General features: G+C 70.0%; 17 protein-coding genes. 4 read left to right on the forward strand and 13 right to left on the reverse strand.

The window, feature by feature from the left end; translation table 11 throughout:
• Positions 1–3 precede the first annotated feature (3 nt).
• Entirely contained in the window at positions 4–753 is a 750-nt protein-coding gene (locus tag ACLJO0_RS18595; protein ID WP_410579731.1) for a hypothetical protein, read from the reverse strand.
• Positions 754–812: 59 nt separating this feature from the next.
• On the reverse strand, positions 813–1,991 hold the full coding sequence (locus tag ACLJO0_RS18600; protein ID WP_410579732.1) for an LLM class flavin-dependent oxidoreductase: 1,179 nt from the start codon (positions 1,989–1,991) through the stop codon (positions 813–815).
• A gap of 429 nt (positions 1,992–2,420) precedes the next feature.
• On the opposite strand from ACLJO0_RS18600, the gene ACLJO0_RS18605 reads away from it, so the two are divergent.
• Positions 2,421–3,515, forward strand: coding sequence for a S1 family peptidase (locus ACLJO0_RS18605; RefSeq protein WP_410579733.1), 1,095 nt, complete (start codon positions 2,421–2,423; stop codon positions 3,513–3,515).
• On the opposite strand, the gene ACLJO0_RS18610 is transcribed toward ACLJO0_RS18605, so the two are convergent.
• The 5 genes from ACLJO0_RS18610 to ACLJO0_RS18630 all read right to left on the reverse strand — a co-directional run bounded on the left by ACLJO0_RS18610 (position 3,516) and on the right by ACLJO0_RS18630 (position 6,745).
• Positions 3,516–3,917 (reverse strand): hypothetical protein, encoded by a 402-nt coding sequence (locus ACLJO0_RS18610; RefSeq protein ID WP_410579734.1) that lies wholly within the window; start codon positions 3,915–3,917, stop codon positions 3,516–3,518. It abuts the gene before it with no gap.
• Between the two features lie 147 nt (positions 3,918–4,064).
• The gene (locus ACLJO0_RS18615) at positions 4,065–5,192 is read right to left on the reverse strand and encodes a VanZ family protein (protein WP_410579735.1); all 1,128 of its coding nucleotides are present in this window, start codon (positions 5,190–5,192) and stop codon (positions 4,065–4,067) included.
• Positions 5,185–5,478, reverse strand: coding sequence for a hypothetical protein (locus tag ACLJO0_RS18620; RefSeq protein WP_410579736.1), 294 nt, complete (start codon positions 5,476–5,478; stop codon positions 5,185–5,187). Before ACLJO0_RS18620 ends, ACLJO0_RS18615 begins: the two co-directional genes overlap by 8 nt.
• 95 nt (positions 5,479–5,573) lie before the next feature.
• Complete coding sequence (locus tag ACLJO0_RS18625; protein WP_410579737.1) at positions 5,574–5,738, reverse strand: hypothetical protein; 165 nt, start codon at positions 5,736–5,738, stop codon at positions 5,574–5,576.
• A gap of 80 nt (positions 5,739–5,818) precedes the next feature.
• Positions 5,819–6,745 (reverse strand): MurR/RpiR family transcriptional regulator, encoded by a 927-nt coding sequence (locus ACLJO0_RS18630; RefSeq protein WP_125794319.1) that lies wholly within the window; start codon positions 6,743–6,745, stop codon positions 5,819–5,821.
• A 144-nt stretch (positions 6,746–6,889) separates the two neighbouring features.
• Between ACLJO0_RS18630 and ACLJO0_RS18635 the strand changes: the two genes are divergently transcribed.
• The 3 genes from ACLJO0_RS18635 to ACLJO0_RS18645 are packed head-to-tail and all read left to right on the forward strand — an operon-like array spanning position 6,890 to position 9,929.
• A complete protein-coding gene (locus ACLJO0_RS18635) occupies positions 6,890–8,281 on the forward strand; it encodes an MFS transporter (protein ID WP_125794320.1) in 1,392 nt (463 codons plus the stop codon).
• Positions 8,278–8,718, forward strand: a complete 441-nt coding sequence (locus tag ACLJO0_RS18640) for a GAF domain-containing protein (protein WP_410579738.1) — start codon at positions 8,278–8,280, stop codon at positions 8,716–8,718. Before ACLJO0_RS18635 ends, ACLJO0_RS18640 begins: the two co-directional genes overlap by 4 nt.
• Positions 8,715–9,929 (forward strand): amidohydrolase family protein, encoded by a 1,215-nt coding sequence (locus tag ACLJO0_RS18645; protein WP_410579739.1) that lies wholly within the window; start codon positions 8,715–8,717, stop codon positions 9,927–9,929. The genes ACLJO0_RS18640 and ACLJO0_RS18645 overlap by 4 nt, the downstream gene beginning before the upstream one ends.
• Before the next feature lie 74 nt (positions 9,930–10,003).
• Here ACLJO0_RS18645 and ACLJO0_RS18650 read toward each other — a convergent pair whose 3' ends face one another.
• The 6 genes from ACLJO0_RS18650 to ACLJO0_RS18675 form a co-directional block, all read right to left on the reverse strand.
• Positions 10,004–11,005, reverse strand: coding sequence for a proline racemase family protein (locus ACLJO0_RS18650; RefSeq protein ID WP_410579740.1), 1,002 nt, complete (start codon positions 11,003–11,005; stop codon positions 10,004–10,006).
• Complete coding sequence (locus tag ACLJO0_RS18655; protein WP_410579741.1) at positions 11,006–11,917, reverse strand: dihydrodipicolinate synthase family protein; 912 nt, start codon at positions 11,915–11,917, stop codon at positions 11,006–11,008.
• A complete protein-coding gene (locus ACLJO0_RS18660) occupies positions 11,914–13,275 on the reverse strand; it encodes an NAD(P)/FAD-dependent oxidoreductase (protein ID WP_410579742.1) in 1,362 nt (453 codons plus the stop codon). The genes ACLJO0_RS18655 and ACLJO0_RS18660 overlap by 4 nt, the downstream gene beginning before the upstream one ends.
• The gene (locus ACLJO0_RS18665) at positions 13,272–13,580 is read right to left on the reverse strand and encodes a (2Fe-2S)-binding protein (protein WP_125794326.1); all 309 of its coding nucleotides are present in this window, start codon (positions 13,578–13,580) and stop codon (positions 13,272–13,274) included. Before ACLJO0_RS18665 ends, ACLJO0_RS18660 begins: the two co-directional genes overlap by 4 nt.
• Positions 13,577–14,749, reverse strand: a complete 1,173-nt coding sequence (locus ACLJO0_RS18670) for an NAD(P)/FAD-dependent oxidoreductase (RefSeq protein ID WP_410579743.1) — start codon at positions 14,747–14,749, stop codon at positions 13,577–13,579. Before ACLJO0_RS18670 ends, ACLJO0_RS18665 begins: the two co-directional genes overlap by 4 nt.
• A 78-nt stretch (positions 14,750–14,827) precedes the next feature.
• Positions 14,828–15,427, reverse strand: a complete 600-nt coding sequence (locus ACLJO0_RS18675) for a helix-turn-helix domain-containing protein (RefSeq protein ID WP_410579889.1) — start codon at positions 15,425–15,427, stop codon at positions 14,828–14,830.
• Between the last annotated feature and the right edge of the window lie 24 nt (positions 15,428–15,451).

The following is a 15,451-nucleotide window of genomic DNA, read 5'->3' on the forward strand; positions in this document are numbered from 1 at the left end:
CTTTCACCGCGAAATGGTCTCGATTCGCTTTCCCCGGCCAACGGCAACCGCGCCCACGACGACCATGACCGTCATTCCCGCCAGTTGGAGCACGTCGAGGGCGAACGCCGAGCCGTCGGCCGGTGCGCTCAGCCTGCCACCGAGTCCGGCGTAACTGAAGGAGGCCTCCAGGAAAACCGTGGACATCACCGCACTGAGCAGGATCATCGAACGGCCGGGCACGACCGCGACCAGTATCGGCAGCGCCAGGAACAACGAAGGACCCGGGCGGCTCAGATCGAAGTCCTGTGTGGCGCCGAGCCCGATCTCCACGGCCGCCAGTGCGGCCACGGCGGTGATCACGAGCGGACGGTGCGGATTCCGGGGACTCAGCGGCGGAATCTGCCGTTCGGTCGCCGTCACCCGGTTGATCACCAACGTGATCACGCCCGCCAGCGCCGAAATCGCCAGTCCGGCGACCATCACCCAGTTTCCCGCCGCCAGCAGTGTGTTCGGCGAGGAGAGCAGACGGCCGAGCATTTCGCCGGTGCCCAGGAATATCCACACTGTCAATGCGATCGCGGCCAGTGGCGACCAGAACGCCCGGCGGTCCAGCCACAGGATGACCAGCGCCCCGGCGATGTAGCCGAGTCCCGCCGGGACGACCTTCACGAATTCGGGGGCCGCGATCCATTGCAGGATCGTGCCCAGTGCGGCGACGGCCTGGCCGCCGATAGTGGCCCACATCGCGGGCCGCACCACTTTTTCGGTCATATCCGCGAGTCTGATGACCGGGGATCAGCCGCGCGTCGGGCCCGGAGCGGCTTCCCCGCCTACCGCATTCGACGTAGCTCCGGGATCAGCTCACCGATCAGGCGGATGCTCTTCAGCACCTTTTCGTGCGGGATACCGCCGATCTGCTGCAGGCACATCATCCGGTCGATGCCCAGTTCCGCGTAGGCCCGCAGTTTCTTGCGGCAGGTCTCGGGGCTGCCCACGATCAGCGAGTCCTGCGCGCTCAGCACGGTGAAGATCTCGTCGTCCGGCACGTTTTCGCCTTGCAGGATCCGGGCGATCAGGAGATTCGCCTCGGTCGGGGCGTTCTTCGCCTCGCCGCGCAGGAAGTCGCCGGTGAGCCCGCCGCCGTCGGGCGCGGCGACGATCTCCTCCTGCCGGGCGTTCAGGCGCACGAATTCGCTCGCCGCCTCGAAGAAGTTCAGCGCCGTCACCGTGTACCAGGCCGCGGCCGCGGCGGCGCCGTTGCGCATCGCCTCCTCGTCGGTGTCGGCGCAGTGGACGAAGGTGAAGAACCCGACCTGGTCGTTGACGAAAGCCCCGACCGGGTCGGTGCAGCGCTCGGCCGCGTCGCGGTAGAGCTTGATCAGCCGTCCCGCGCGCTCCAGCGACTCCCACATCGTCGTGCCGAGGACACCGACGCCACGGCGGCCCGCCTCTTCGAAGGACGCCGGACTCGCCGCCGCCTGCCAGAGCGGCGGATGCGGTTTCTGGAGCGGTTTCGGCGAAATCGACACGTCGTCGACGCGATAAGCGTCGTTTTCGCAGGAAAAGCGTTCGGAAGTCCACATGCGCGGGATCATTTCGAAAGCCTGCCGCGTCTGGGCGCGGGCCTCGTCCGGTTCGATGCCGAACAATCGCCATTCGGGAATCGTCGACCTGGTCAGCCCGAGTTCGACCCGGCCCCCGCTGAGATGGTCGAGTGTCGCGGCGCGTTCGGCGACGCGGATCGGATGGTTGAACCGGCCGGGCGCGAGTACCGCGGAATGGCCGAGCCGGATCCGGGTGGTGCGCTGCGAAAGCGCAGCCAGCATCAGCTCGGGCGCGGACGAAAGGCTGAACTCCCCCGCCCCGTGGTGTTCGACCTGCCACCAGCAGTCGTAGCCCAGTTCGTCGGCGAGGACGGCCTGCTCGATCGCCTGGGAGAACCTGAGCCCTTCGTGTCCCTCCGGCCACGGCCGCGGGTTCTGGATCTCGTTGAACAGATCGATCTTCATCCATGGCCTCCGTCTGCCTCAGCTCACCGAGAGATCAGTCAGCGGGTGCGCGCGCCGCGTTACAGAAGTCGCACGTTCGGCGCAACGCGGCCGGAACGGCGCGGAGCCGGCCGAGATCCGTTCGTCACCGATACGGGCAAACGGGTTCGGCCGCGCACAATCAGGTGACGAACGCCGAAGACACGCTTTCCCGAATGCCGCGTCCCGTCGCGGATTGTCGCGATTCGGCCAGCACATCGGGGACGGTAAATCGCGCATGATCCACTCACAAGAGTGAGCGCTACCCGGCAATGGCGCGTTCCTTTGCGCCGGAAAGGGGAATTGTGAGCGTTACTCAAATGGCGGCATTCGACGACTCGGCCTTGTCGTAATGTTCGATTCCCATCCACACCACCACGCACCGAATTCCGCGATCCCATGGAGGTTTTCGTGATCCGACGTCCTCTGCGCACCATGACCGTCCTGATCGGCGCCGCGGCAGCCGTCACCGCGTTCGCGTCCCCGGCTTCGGCGGCGACCTCGGTGCTGAGCGAAGCGGCGGGCCCGGCCGCATTGGCCGCCGCGCAACAGAAACTCGGCACCTCGCTCGGTGCCGTCTTCGCCGGCTCCTGGCTGGACACCACGACCGGCGAGCTGGTCGTCGGTACCACCGACGCGAGCCGGTCGGCGCGGATCCGCGCCGCGGGCGCGATCCCGAAGGTACTCCGGCACAGCGCCGCCGAACTGAAGAAGATCCAGTCCACATTGGACGGCAGAACCCATGGCGTGCCCGATTCGGTCGCCGGCTGGTACGTCGACGCGCCCACGAACGAGGTCGTGGTCAGCGTGGTGGGCGGCGATCCCGCCGGCCGGGCATGGGCCGCGTCCGCCGGCGTCCCGGTGCGGGTGGACCAGGTGAAGAGCGCGCCCCGGCCGTTGTGGAGCGTGATCGGCGGGCAGGGTCTCTACTTCAGCGGCGGTGCCTGCTCGGTCGGGTTCAACGCCTACGACGACGATGATCATTACGTGATCACAGCGGGCCACTGCACCGAACTCGGTGGCACCGTACGCGGCGTCGGCGGCACGATCGGCAGGGTCGAGCGGTCGTCCTTCCCCGGCAACGACTACGGGACGGTCAAGGTGACCCACTCCGACGTCTCGACGCCGCCCCGGGTCGACCGCTACGAAGACGGATCCGACGTGCGGATCGAGGGTGCCGACGTGGTCGGCGTCGGCGGCCGGGTCTGCCGGTCCGGGATCACCACCCACTGGCACTGCGGACGGGTCGAAGCGCTGGACCAGACGGTGAACTACGGCAACGGGAACATCGTGCGAGGTCTCACCCAGACCAACGCCTGCGCCGAACCCGGCGACTCCGGCGGCTCGTTCGTCAGCCGTCCCTCCTCGGGTTCCGGCACGAAACTGGTGCAGGCGCAGGGCATGACCTCGGGCGGTTCCGGGAACTGCGACGTGGGCGGCACCACGTTCTTCCAGCCCGTCAAGGAGGTGCTCAACCGCTACGACCTGACGCTCGAAAAGGACTGATCAGCCGAGGGAAGGGGCGGCCGGCTCACCGGCCGCCCCTTTGACCTGTTCGGCGAGTTCAACCGCCTCTAGGACGAGCGCCTCGATCTCGGCCCAGCGGCGGCGGACCCGCTCGTGATCGGCGACCAGCGTGCCGGAAACCATGCCCAGGAACAGATTCGCGTCCGTCCCGACTTCCGCGAGCCGCAGGAAAGGCCGCCGGTCGTCCTCGGTTCCCGCCCCGTGCGCCGCCGCCCATTCACGGGCACGCATCCCGGCTTCGTGGCAGGCGTCGACGAGAAGGGTCCGGATCTCCTCCGGCCGGTTCCCCGGCCTCGCGGGAGGTTTCCCCATCAGCGGGAAGATGTTCCAAGCCACCGAGAGCAGGCAGTCGGCCACCTCGTCCATCGACTCCACGTCCACCGGGCGAGTGTTCCGGCCCGCGCGTCCTGCCAGGCGCAATGACTCGCGGGAACGGCAGGGTCGACCCGATCGGGTGGGCCCCGTCGGGGAACCATCGGCGGGTAGTGAGGGCCTCCTTCCCTACATTCAGGGTAGTGAAGGAGGCCCTCACGGAGCCGACCCCACGACACCTTCGCCATGTTCTTCACGAGAACCACTTGCGACTCCTTGAGCGCGCACGTCGGCCATCCGCAGGCCGGCGATCAGTCCCGATAGTCCTTGGTGCCCTTGAGGCCGGATCGCGAGAATGCCGCTGACGAAGAACAGCAAGTTCGCGAGCGGCTCGAATCCGTTGTTGACCGCCGAAGCCAGGGTGAGCAGCGTGAAGTAGCCGCCGGAACCGGCGAGGAATCGCACCGCCATCCGCCACCGGGCGGGCTTCCCGCCGTCCGGCCCGGCGGGGCGCAGCAACACGACCCGCTGGCCGAAGCTGGCGCCGTTGCCCGCGACGGGGATGACGAACAGCAGGAGCACCGCGGGCAGCAGGGTGCCGATCAGTGCCGTGACCACCGTGTCCGGCTCGCCCACCAGCAGGGTCGTCACGATCCCGACGGTGGTGCCGAGCAGGATGACCGACACGACGTCGACCGCCATCCCGAGCAGACGGCGGCGCGCGGTGACCGGCCGCGGCGTGCCAGGGGGCGCGGACGGCTCGTTCCCCGGCAACAGCCGCAGCAACGGGGCCAGCCCGAAGCCGACGGCGGCGCCGAGGGTGTTGGTCAGCAGATCGTCGACGTCGGCGAGCCGGTACGGGCATTCGAACAGGTACCAGACCCCGGTGAGCTGGGTGCATTCGATGAACAGCGAGACCGCGAACCCGATGGCGACGGTGGCCGGGAAACCGCGTCGGAACAGGTGTCGCACGAACATCCCCAGCGGCACGAACAAGGCGACGTTGAACACCGCCTGCTGCACGGCGGGATTGCGCAGGAACGCCCGGATGCCCGTCCCGGTCTGTTCGCGGCGGATGTCGGCGACGAACTGGAACGGGCGCAGTTGCAGATGACCGGCCGCGTGTTCGGCGCACCACGCCGTCGTCGTTTCCGGGATGGGGAGCAAGGTGTACGTCCACAGGGACATGGCGTAGACCAGGAACCCGAACACCAGCAGGACCCGCCAGAGCCCGAGTTCGCCGCGGCGCCGATAGCTCGCGGCGATGTACGGGACGGCCAGGAGGCCCGCGAGCACGAAACCCGCGAACACCGCGATGACCGCGGAGATGGTCGGATCAGTCACTCGCGGAAGCTAACAACGCACGCTCCGGCGCACCCGTCACGCCACCTGGGCGGGTGACGGCGAGGGCTCGCTGATGCGCGAGCGCGGCGATGGCGAACGTCAGGTGGACGACGACCCAGTTGCGGTCTTCGCGGTGCACCCGCTGCAACAGGTCGAGAGTGGCGTCGCCCGGTGTGCGCCCCTGGCGGCAGGCGTCGGTGAACGCCTGGGTCAGTTCGTCGACGTTCCTCCGGAACTCCCCGAAGGCATCGGCGGGTTGGGCGTTGGTGCGGAAATCCACGGTCACGTCACTCAGCGTTCCATAGCGCGACGCAAAGTCACGAATTGGCCGAGTGCGAATCACTCACGTGAGGTAGTCGACGGGCGAATCTGTGCTCTGCGTCACGCCGAAGCGAGTCCGGCGGGCACGCGGCGTTCCCGTTCGGCCGCCTTCGCCCGGCGGGTGACCGGGAAGCGCTGGTCGAGTTCGACCAGCAGCGGGGCCGCCGCCATCAGTGCCAGAAGAGCGAGCCCGGCGTAAGCGCCCATGGTCGCGATGATCGTCATTTCGGCCTCCTCGATCCCCGTACCGCCTGTTCCGGCGGCCTGGAACCAGGATCGCCTGCCGGCAGGGGCCGGCGGATCGGTCATCCGGCGGGTGCGCCTCGACCGGTCGGCCTTTTCGGCACTGTCCGATCGGCCGATCCGGGACGGCGGTGCAGCAGGTCGAACCGCGACCACATGGCCTCGGCCGCCTCGATGGATTCCCCGGTGCGGACGGGATCGACGGCGGCCAGCTGCGCGACGATGGCCTGCACCAGGCTCATCCCGGCGGTCAGCGACGGGAAGAAGGTCACGCCCTCGGCAGGCACCATCAGAACCTGTTCGACGGCACCCGCCAGCGCGGGGCTGGCCGCGTCGGTGATCGCGAAGGCGCGCGCTCCCCTGGCCTTGGCCTCGTTCGCGGCGAGCACGGTGCTCTCGTAGAGCCGCCAGAAGCTGATCGCGATGAGGACGTCTTCGGAGGAGAGTTTCGCCGTGGCGTTGGCGAGTTCGGCGTCGCCCGCGGTGATGGCGTGGACGTCGTAGCCGGCGAGGCGGGCGTTGTGCGCGAAGGCGATCCCGACCGCGGCGTAACTGCCGTCGGCGATGACGACCGTGCGGCGTGCGGCGGCGACGGCCTGCGCGACGTTGCGGATCTCGTCCTCGGCGAACCGCCGGTTGAGCAGGGCGAGGCTGTCGAGGTCGCGGCGCAGCGACGCCGATCCCGGCGAGTCGACGTCCCGGTGTTCCTCGGCGACCTGTGGCGCGCTCAGCGACGACATGTACCGCGCCCGCAATTCCTGTTGCAGCGCCGGCCAGCCGGCGAAACCCAGCGCCTGCGCCGTGCGGGTGACGGTGGCGACGTTGACCCCGGCGAGCTGGGCGAGCTCGGCCGTCGACCCGAACGACGCCCGGCGCGGTTGCGAGACCAGCACTTCCAGCACGGCGGCCGCCTTCGGCCGCAGGCCGCGTTCCGGCGTCCGATCCCGAAGCCACGCCTCGAAACCGTCGTCGGTTCCCGTCTCTGTCACGCACGCCCTCCCTCGACCGCGTCACGGTAACGCATCGTGCCCGTCGAACCACTTGCAACAACCATTGCAGTTTTGTCGAAACGCAGTATACGTTGTCCGCACTCTCGTCTCCCCTAGTCGCCCGAACCACGGAAGGCGTTCCCCATGACGCTTCTGGCACGACTCGACCGGCTCCCGTTGAGCCGTCCCCACTACCTACTCCTGCTCATCGGCGGGCTCGGTTACACCTTCGACGGCATGGACTCCGCCGTGGTCGCCTTCCTTCTGCCGAGCGCGAAAGCCGAGTGGGGCCTCGACAACGGACAGCTCGGGCTGATCGGTTCGGCGACACCATTCGGCTTCCTCTTCGGCGCGATCGCCGCCGGGCTGCTGGGCGACCGCATCGGCCGCAAGAAGGTCATGATGTACGCGCTGGCCTTCTACGCGGTGTTCTCGGTGTTCGCCGCCTTCTCCCCCAACTACGAGGTCTTCCTGGGCGCCCGGGTGCTGGCCGGGGCGGGCGCGGGCGCCGAAAGCGCGATCATCGCGCCGTTCCTGTCGGAATTCGTCCCCGCCAAGCGGCGCGGCTGGTTCGTCGGCGCGCTCGCCGGGTTCTTCTCGTTCGGGTTCGTCATGGCCGCGCTGATCGGCCGGTTCGTCGTCCCGACGGTGCCGGAGGGCTGGCGGGTCGCGCAGCTGATCACCGCGCTGCCGATCGTCATGCTGCTGTGGTGGCGCCGGTCCCTGCCGGAATCACCGAGGTTCCTCCTCGCGAACGGGCGGCACGCCGAGGCGGAGAAGATCGTCGCGAAACTGGAGCGGGACGTCGAAAAGGCGACGGGACAAGAACTTCCGGCCGTCCCGGAGACCGAAGCCCAGCCCGCGACGGAAACCCCCAAGGTCAATCTCCTCAGCGCGCTGAAGTTCCTGTGGAGCCCGGCGATGGCCCGCCGCACCGCGGTGATCTGGACCGTGTGGTTCGTGATCACGTTCTCCTACTACGGCTTCTTCTCCTGGATCCCCACGCTGCTCGTCGAGCGGGGCATCACGGTGACCAAGAGCTTCGAGTTCTCCATCATCATCTACCTGGCGCAGATCCCCGGGTACTTCTCCGCCGCGTGGCTGTCGGAACGGCTCGACCGCAAGCACACCATCGCGTTGTACCTCGCGGGTTCGGCGGTGAGCGCCTTCTGGCTGAGCCAGATGGACGCGCCTTGGTCGATCACCCTGGCCGGGGCGGTGCTGTCGTTCTTCCTCAACGGCACCTACGCCGGCGTGTACTCCTACACCCCCGAGGTGTTCCCGACCTGGATCCGCGCCAGCGGCACCGGGCTGTCCAGCGCGTTCGGCCGGGTCGGCAGCATCCTGGCCCCGACGATCATCGGCCTGTCCGCGGCGAGCCTCGGCTTCGCGGGCGTCTTCGGCCTCACCACCGCCGTCCTGGTGGCCGGGGTGGTGGTCGTGGTCGTGTTCGGCCTGTCCACCGCCGGCCGTTCCCTGGAAGAACTGACCGAACACGGCGCGCCCGTGAAAACCGCGAAGGAGATGACGAAGTGACGGTGTCACTGTCCACTGTGGAGGACAAGACCCGGGCCTCGATCGGCGTACGGCTGTTCACCGTGCTGGCCTGGGTGCCCGAACGGCGGGCGCTGCGGCGTGTGCACAGCAGTCATCCGGACGAGTACCCGGTGGGTGGCGAGAAGACCGTCGAGGTGGCCGCGGGCTGGCTGGAGCGATGCATCACCGGTCAGGAGCCCTACTTCGGTCCGGACAGCGCGGCGGTGCGGGAGATCTTCGCCGACCACGAACTCATCGACCGGCTCGGCTGCGGCGCGGTGATCAACGTGCCGGTGGTGGCCGACGGCCGCACCCTCGGCGTCCTCAACATCCTCGACGCCGAAGGCAGCTACGACGAGGATTCCGTCACGATGGCCCGCGCGCTGGCCCCGCTGGCGGCCCCGGCCCTGCGCGAACTCCTGGAGGAGACCCGATGACCGGCTCGCTGCTGCTGCGCAACGCCCGCCTGCTCGACCCGGTCAAGGGCGAGTACACCGAGGGCGACCTCCGGTGCGCCGACGGCCGGATCGCCGAGATCGGCACGGGTCTCACCGCCGGTGACGCGCGGACCGAGGACCTGCGCGGCGCGTTCGTGTTGCCCGGTCTCGTCGACGCCCACGTGCACGTCACCGCCTCGACCGCGGACCTGGGGTCGCTGCCCGCCTCGTCGCCGTCCTATGTGGCCGCGCACAGCGCCCGCACGATGAGCCGGATGCTGGACCGGGGCTTCACCACCGTCCGTGACGCCTCCGGCGCCGACTACGGCCTCGCCGACGCGCAGGCCGAGGGCCTGTTCCGCGGTCCGCGCCTGCTGTTCTGCGGACGCGCGCTGAGCCAGACCGGCGGGCACGGCGACAGCCGGACCCGAGGCGCCAACGCCAGCGACGACCACCCGTGCTGCGCCGGCCTCGGCCGGGTCGCCGACGGGGTCGACGCGGTCCGCGCGGCCGCGCGCGACGAACTGCGCAAGGGGGCCCACCACATCAAGGTGATGGCCTCCGGCGGCGTCGCCTCCCCCACCGACCGGATCGACTCGACGCAGTACTCCGCCGAGGAACTGCGCGCGATCGTCGAGGAGGCGGAGGCGGCCAACCGGTACGTCGCCGCGCACGCCTACACCGCCCGCGCGGTGAATCGCGCGCTGGAACTGGGTGTGCGGTCGATCGAGCACGGCAACCTGATCGACGACCTCAGCGTCGAACTGTTCCTCCGGCACGACGCGTACCTCGTGCCGACTCTGGTCACGTACTGGGCGTTGAAGGAGGAAGGACGCGAGCACGGGCTGCCGGAATCCAGCTGGCGCAAGGTCGACGAGGTCCTCGGCGCGGGTATGGCCGCACTCGAGCGGGCGGCCAGGGGCGGGGTGAAACTGGTGTACGGCAGCGATCTGCTCGGCGGGATGCACCGGCACCAGAATCACGAGTTCCGGCTGCGCGCCGAAGTCCAGTCCACGCTGGAGGTGATCCGCTCCGCGACGTCGACCGCGGCGGATCTGCTGAACCTGACCGGCGAGATCGGCACGCTTGCCCCCGGCGCGCACGCGGATCTGCTGGTCGTGGACCGGGATCCGCTGGAGGACATCGGCGTCCTCGCCGAGCCGGAGAAGTTCCGGCACATCGTGCAGGGCGGGACCGTGGTCTCCCCCTGACGCAATTCGTCACCTGCTTGCGATGCCCTCCCGTCGCAAGTAGGTGACGAATTGCGGGTCGGCGTGACCTCGCGTCAGAGCACGAAGCCGGCGGGGAACGGGTCGTCCGGGTCGAGCAGGTAGGTGGCGTTGCCGGTGATCCACGCGCGCCCGGAGAACTCCGGCACCACGGCGGGGACGCCGCCGACGGTGGTCTCGGCGACCAGTTCGCCGGTGAACGTGGTGCCGATGAACGAGCTGTTCTCGAACGGCGTGTGCAGCGGCAGTTCGCCGCGGGCGTGGAGCTGCGCCATCCGGGCCGAAGTGCCGGTGCCGCAGGGCGACCGGTCGAACCAGCCCGGATGGATCGCCATCGCGTTCTGCGAGGCCCGGGCGTCCGACCCCGGAGCGAGGAACTGGACGTGTTTGCAGCCGCCGATCAGCGGGTCGGCGGGATGTTTCGGCGGACGCTGCTCGTTGATCGCCGCCATGATGTCCAACCCCGCCGCCAGGATCCGGTCCTTCTCCGCCCTGTCGAACGGGATGTCCACTTGGGACAGTTCGAGGATGGCGTAGAAGTTGCCGCCGTAGGCCAGGTCGTAACGTACCTCGCCGAGCCCGGGCACCTCGACGACCGCGTCACGTTCGGCGAGGAACGACGCGACGTTGCGGAGCTTGACGCGTACGGCGCGGCCGTCCCGGACCTCGACCTCGGCGTGCACGAGCCCGGCCGGGGTGTCCAGGCGTACCACGGTCTTCGGCTCGGTCACCTCGACCATGCCGGTCTCCACCAGCACGGTCGCCACGCCGATCGTGCCGTGCCCGCACATCGGCAGGCAGCCGGACACCTCGATGTACACCACGCCCCAGTCGGCGTCCGGCCTCGACGGCGGCTGCAGGATCGCGCCGCTCATCGCCGAATGGCCGCGGGGCTCGTTCATCAGGAACTGCCGCACGTGGTCCAGATTCGCCATGAAGTACCGGCGGCGTTCGGCCATGGTGTCGCCGGGGATGACACCGATCCCGCCGGTCACCACCCTGGTCGGCATGCCCTCGGTATGCGAGTCGACGGCGGTGATCGACCGGATCGACCGCACCTACGCCACCCCCAGCGAGGCGAGCGCGCGACGCATGTCGGCGGTGACCTGCTCGCGGTGCTCGTCGGTCAGCGGGCCCCGGGGCGGACGGCACGGACCGCCGTAGCGGCCGACGAGGTCCATCCCGAGTTTGATCGCCTGGACGAACTCCGTGCGCGAGTCCCACCGGAACGCGGCCACCAGCGGTTCGTAGAGCGCCCTGGCCTCCTCGAGTTTGCCGGACCGCGCCAGGTCGAACAGCCGCACCGACTCGGCGGGGAACACGTTGGGAAACCCGGCGAACCAGCCTGTCGCGCCCATCAGCAGGCTTTCCAGCACGACGTCGTCGGCGCCGCTGATCACGTCAAGGCCCGGTGCCTGCTCGCGGATCTCCAGCACCCGCCGGACGTCACCGGAGAACTCCTTGACCGCGACCACGTTGTCGATCTGCGCGATCTCGGCCAGCAGGGCGGGGGTGAGGTCGACCTTGGTGTCGATGGGGTTGTTGTAGACCATCACCGGCAGCCCGACCGACGCCACCGCCTCGAAATGCGCGAGCACCTCGCCGCGGTTCGCTCGGTACATCGTGGGCGGCAGGCACAGCAGGCCGTCGGCGCCGTCTTCGGCCGCCACCTCGGCCCAGTGCTTGGCCTGGTGCGAACCGGGGCCGTGCACGCCGACGACGACGATCCCGTCGTCGCCGACGGTTTCGATCGCGGTGCGGGCGACGCGACGGCGCTCCTCGTCGGTCAGCGAGGAGTACTCGCCGAGGGAGCCGTTCGGGCCCACGCCCCGGCAGCCGTTGTCGACCAGCCATCGGCAGTGCGCGGCGTAGGCGTCGTAGTCCACGGCCAGCCCGGCCGGCGCCGACTCGTCCGCCCGGTACGGGAGAGCGGTCGCGACGACGACGCCACCGAGGTCGGGGGTGCTCATTCAGGTTCTCCTTCGGTTCGGGCGGCCAGCTCGCCCAGCCGGATCGGCTGGGCGATCGGGCGGTGGTGCCGTTCGGTGCCACCGCAGAGTTCGGACACGGTCGGACCGCACATGCGGCCCTGGCACGGGCCGAGACCGGCCCGGGTGCCGAGTTTCAGTGCGTGCGGTCCGGGACAGGCCGCGTCCCCCGCCGCACGCGTCAGTTCGCCGTACGTGGTTTCCTCGCAGCGGCAGACGATCGTGTCTTCACGCAGCCAGCTTCGCCAGGCCGTACCGATCGGATGGGCCGTGGCGAGGCGTTCGGCGAAGGTTCGGGCCCTGTCGCGGGCGCGGATCAGCCCCGGCGACGGCTCACCTCCGGCGGCGGCGCACCCCGCCACCGCACCCTCGGCGGCCGCGGTGACCGCGCCGCCGATGCCGGTGATCTCGCCTGCGGCGAAGACACCGTCCACAGTGGTCCGTTGCGCGCCGTCGACCCGGACGAAACCGCCGTCCAGGACGCAGCCCGCGGCGACGGCCAGTTCCGGTTGCGGTGTGAAGCCGTGCCCGACGCAGACCGCGTCGACCTCGTACGTCCGCTCGGTGCCGGGGACGATCGACCAGTCCGCGCGGACCTTCGCGGTCACGACCTCGCGGACGCGATCGGCCCCGCGTGCCTCGATCACGGCCCGGCCCGGCCGGTACGGGACCCGATGACGCGCCAGCGTCGCGGCGTACCGCGCCAGTTCGCCCGCTTTCCCGGCGTGGGCGGCCAGGCGCCACGGGCGCGACGACCATCCTTTTCGGACGGTCGTGAACGGGTTCGCTTCCAGCACCGCGACCACTTCGGCGCCGACGCCCAGCAACGATTCCGCGACCGGCAACAGGAACGGCCCGGCCCCGGCGACGAGGACCCGTTCACCGATCGCGACCCGCTCGCCCTTCGCCAGCGCCTGTGCCGCGCCCGCGGTGTACACGCCGGGCAGTTCCCAGCCGGGGAACGGCAGGGTGCGGTCGTGGGCGCCGGTCGCCAGGATCAGCGCGTCCGGGACGAGGGACAGCCGCCGCCGTCCACCGCCGTCGGCTTGTCCCCGCAGGACGTGCACCCGCTTCTCCGCCCGGTCGAACGCCCAGACCGTGGACCCGGGCAGCCACTGGCACCGCGGATGCGCGAGCACCCGGCGGCGGCGCTCGAACTCCGCCCGGCCGTGCTGGATCCGGTCCGGACGCCGCGCCGCGTAAGCCTCGGGCAGCATCCGGTGGTACTGGCCGCCGGGAGCGTCCGCCTGGTCCAGCACCGTGACGCGGGCACCGGCCCGCAGCGCGTGCTCGGCCGCCGCGAGCCCGGCGGGTCCGGCGCCGACGATCACCACGTTCACGCGGTCTCCTCCCGGGACTGGGTGCGGATTTCGTCGCCGTCGGCGGCCGGGCGGCGGCACGCACGGACGTCGGGCACATCGTTGACGGTGAGAAGGCAGTCGAAGCACGCGCCGATCCCGCAGAAGACCCCGCGTGGCGCACCGGACCGTGTGGTCCGCCACGAGGTCCGGCCCGCGGCGAGCAGAATTCCCGCGACGCTCTGTCCGGCGATCCCGGTGAGGGTCTCACCGTCGACGGTGATCCGGATCGGGCGGTCGGTGCGGCCCACCGGATCGCGATCGCGCGGCAGCAGCCATCCGCTCATGCGGCCACCTCCGCCAGTACCGCCGGACGGTCCACAGTGAACTCTTCGACCGGCATCGCAGGCTCCGTCCCGGTGAGCAGTTCGCGCAGCAGCCGCGCGGTCCCGACGCTCAATCCGATACCGGCGCCCTCGTGCCCGGTGGCGTGCCAGAGGTTCTCCAGCCGCGGATCCTCGCCGAGCACCGGCAGATGGTCGTCCACGTAGGGCCGGAAACCGCCGTACGCGCGCATGATGGCGACGTCGGCGAGTGCCGGGAACAACCGCAGCGCCTTGACCGCGATGGCGCTCAGCACGTCCGGGCGGATCGCGTCGTCGAAGTCCACCCGGCGGCGTGACGAGCCGATCAGCACGGTGCCACCCCAGGTCGACTCGACGACCGCGGAGGTCTGCAACTCACCCGAATCGGCACCGACCGCGCCGACGTAATCGGCGTCGTAGACCTTGTGCCGGACGACACCGGGCATCGGGGTGGTCACCAGCACCTCGCCGCGGCGAGGGCGGATCGCGATCGGGGCGCCGAGTCGCGCCGAGACCTGACCGGCCCACGGGCCCGCGGCGTTCACGACGATGTCGGCCTCGATGACCTCACCGGGCACGCGGACGCCGGTGATCCGTCCGTTGTGGACGGACGCGCCCAGCACCTCGGTGTCGGACCGAAGCCGGGCACCGTGACGCAGTGCCGAGCCCAGTAGCGCGAGCGCCGCGCCGGCGGGCTGGACCTGAGCGTCTTCCGGGTAGCGGAACGCGGCGGTCACCTCACGGGTCAGCGCGGGTTCCGCTTCAGCGAGTTCCTGGGGAGACAACGGTTCCGCGCGGACACCGAGTTGCGACGCGGCGAACGCGGCGAGAGCGCGGGCGCCGTCGTCCGTGGTGGCGACCACGATGCCGCCCTTGGGGTCGTACTCGATCGCCGAAGCGGCACGGGCGTCCTCGTCGGCGATCTCGGCGACCAGCCGGGGCCACAGCGCGATCGAAAGTTTCGCGAGTTCGAGTTCGGCACCGGGGCCCTTGTCCGAGACGAGGATGTTGCCCTCGCCGTGCGACGTGGTGCCGCCGGCGGGACGGCCGCGGTCCACGACCACGACGTCGAAGCCCGCCCGGCTCAGCTCACGGGCACACGCGGCGCCGACGATGCCCGCGCCGAGCACGACCACGCGCGTTCGGTTCATCGACCCTCCACTGTTCGGTAAAGCGAACGATCGGAGAGTAGGTTCCCGCCCGGAGACGTGTCAACACCTCGGGCGCGGTCAGCCCTTCAGCACCGGATGCGGCCTGCCGTCGAGCCGTTCGTCGGCGCGATATTGCAGCAGCAGCACCGAGTGCACCGGCCCCTCCGACGCGGTGTAGCAATGCGGCTCGCGGGCGTCGAAGGCGACGTAATCCCCCGGCCCGACCTCGACGCTGCGGCCCGCCACCTCGACCTGCAGCGAACCCGACTGCACGATGGTGTGCTCGATACCGACATGCCCCTGCGAACGCTGCGGCGCGTCCCCGCGCACCACCTGGTCGTACACCTCGAAGACGCCGTCACCGGTCTCGATCCGCCGCAGTGGCCGGAGATCCACTCCCTCACCGCTGAGCACCTCGACGTCGGCGCCGCGCACCACGGTGAGCGCGCCGCCCGCCCGGTGGTCGAGCAGATCCGAGATCGCCACCTCCAGCACCCTGGACAGGCTGAACACGGTCTCGATGGTCGGATTGCCGCCGCCGGACTCCAGTTGCGACAGCGTCGCCTTGCCGATGCCCGAACGCCGCGAAAGCTCCGACAGCGAGATACCCCTCGCCGCCCTGGCCGCACGCAGGTTGACCGCCAGCATGTCCCGGATCGAGGGCGCCTCGTCCTCCACCGCTTCTCCCCTGTCGTTCGTCAA

Origin of the sequence: Amycolatopsis sp. lyj-108 (genome assembly GCF_046549005.1) — a bacterium.
GTDB lineage: Bacteria > Actinomycetota > Actinomycetes > Mycobacteriales > Pseudonocardiaceae > Amycolatopsis.

Coding starts and splice junctions, on each gene's coding strand:
- ACLJO0_RS18670 (WP_410579743.1), bottom strand. CDS start 14,749: ATGAACCGAACGCGCGTGGTCGTGCTCGGCGCGGGCATCGTCGGCGCC.
- ACLJO0_RS18635 (WP_125794320.1), top strand. CDS start 6,890: ATGACGCTTCTGGCACGACTCGACCGGCTCCCGTTGAGCCGTCCCCAC.
- ACLJO0_RS18645 (WP_410579739.1), top strand. CDS start 8,715: ATGACCGGCTCGCTGCTGCTGCGCAACGCCCGCCTGCTCGACCCGGTC.
- ACLJO0_RS18595 (WP_410579731.1), bottom strand. CDS start 753: ATGACCGAAAAAGTGGTGCGGCCCGCGATGTGGGCCACTATCGGCGGC.
- ACLJO0_RS18625 (WP_410579737.1), bottom strand. CDS start 5,738: ATGACGATCATCGCGACCATGGGCGCTTACGCCGGGCTCGCTCTTCTG.
- ACLJO0_RS18600 (WP_410579732.1), bottom strand. CDS start 1,991: ATGAAGATCGATCTGTTCAACGAGATCCAGAACCCGCGGCCGTGGCCG.
- ACLJO0_RS18665 (WP_125794326.1), bottom strand. CDS start 13,580: ATGAGCGGATGGCTGCTGCCGCGCGATCGCGATCCGGTGGGCCGCACC.
- ACLJO0_RS18655 (WP_410579741.1), bottom strand. CDS start 11,917: ATGAGCACCCCCGACCTCGGTGGCGTCGTCGTCGCGACCGCTCTCCCG.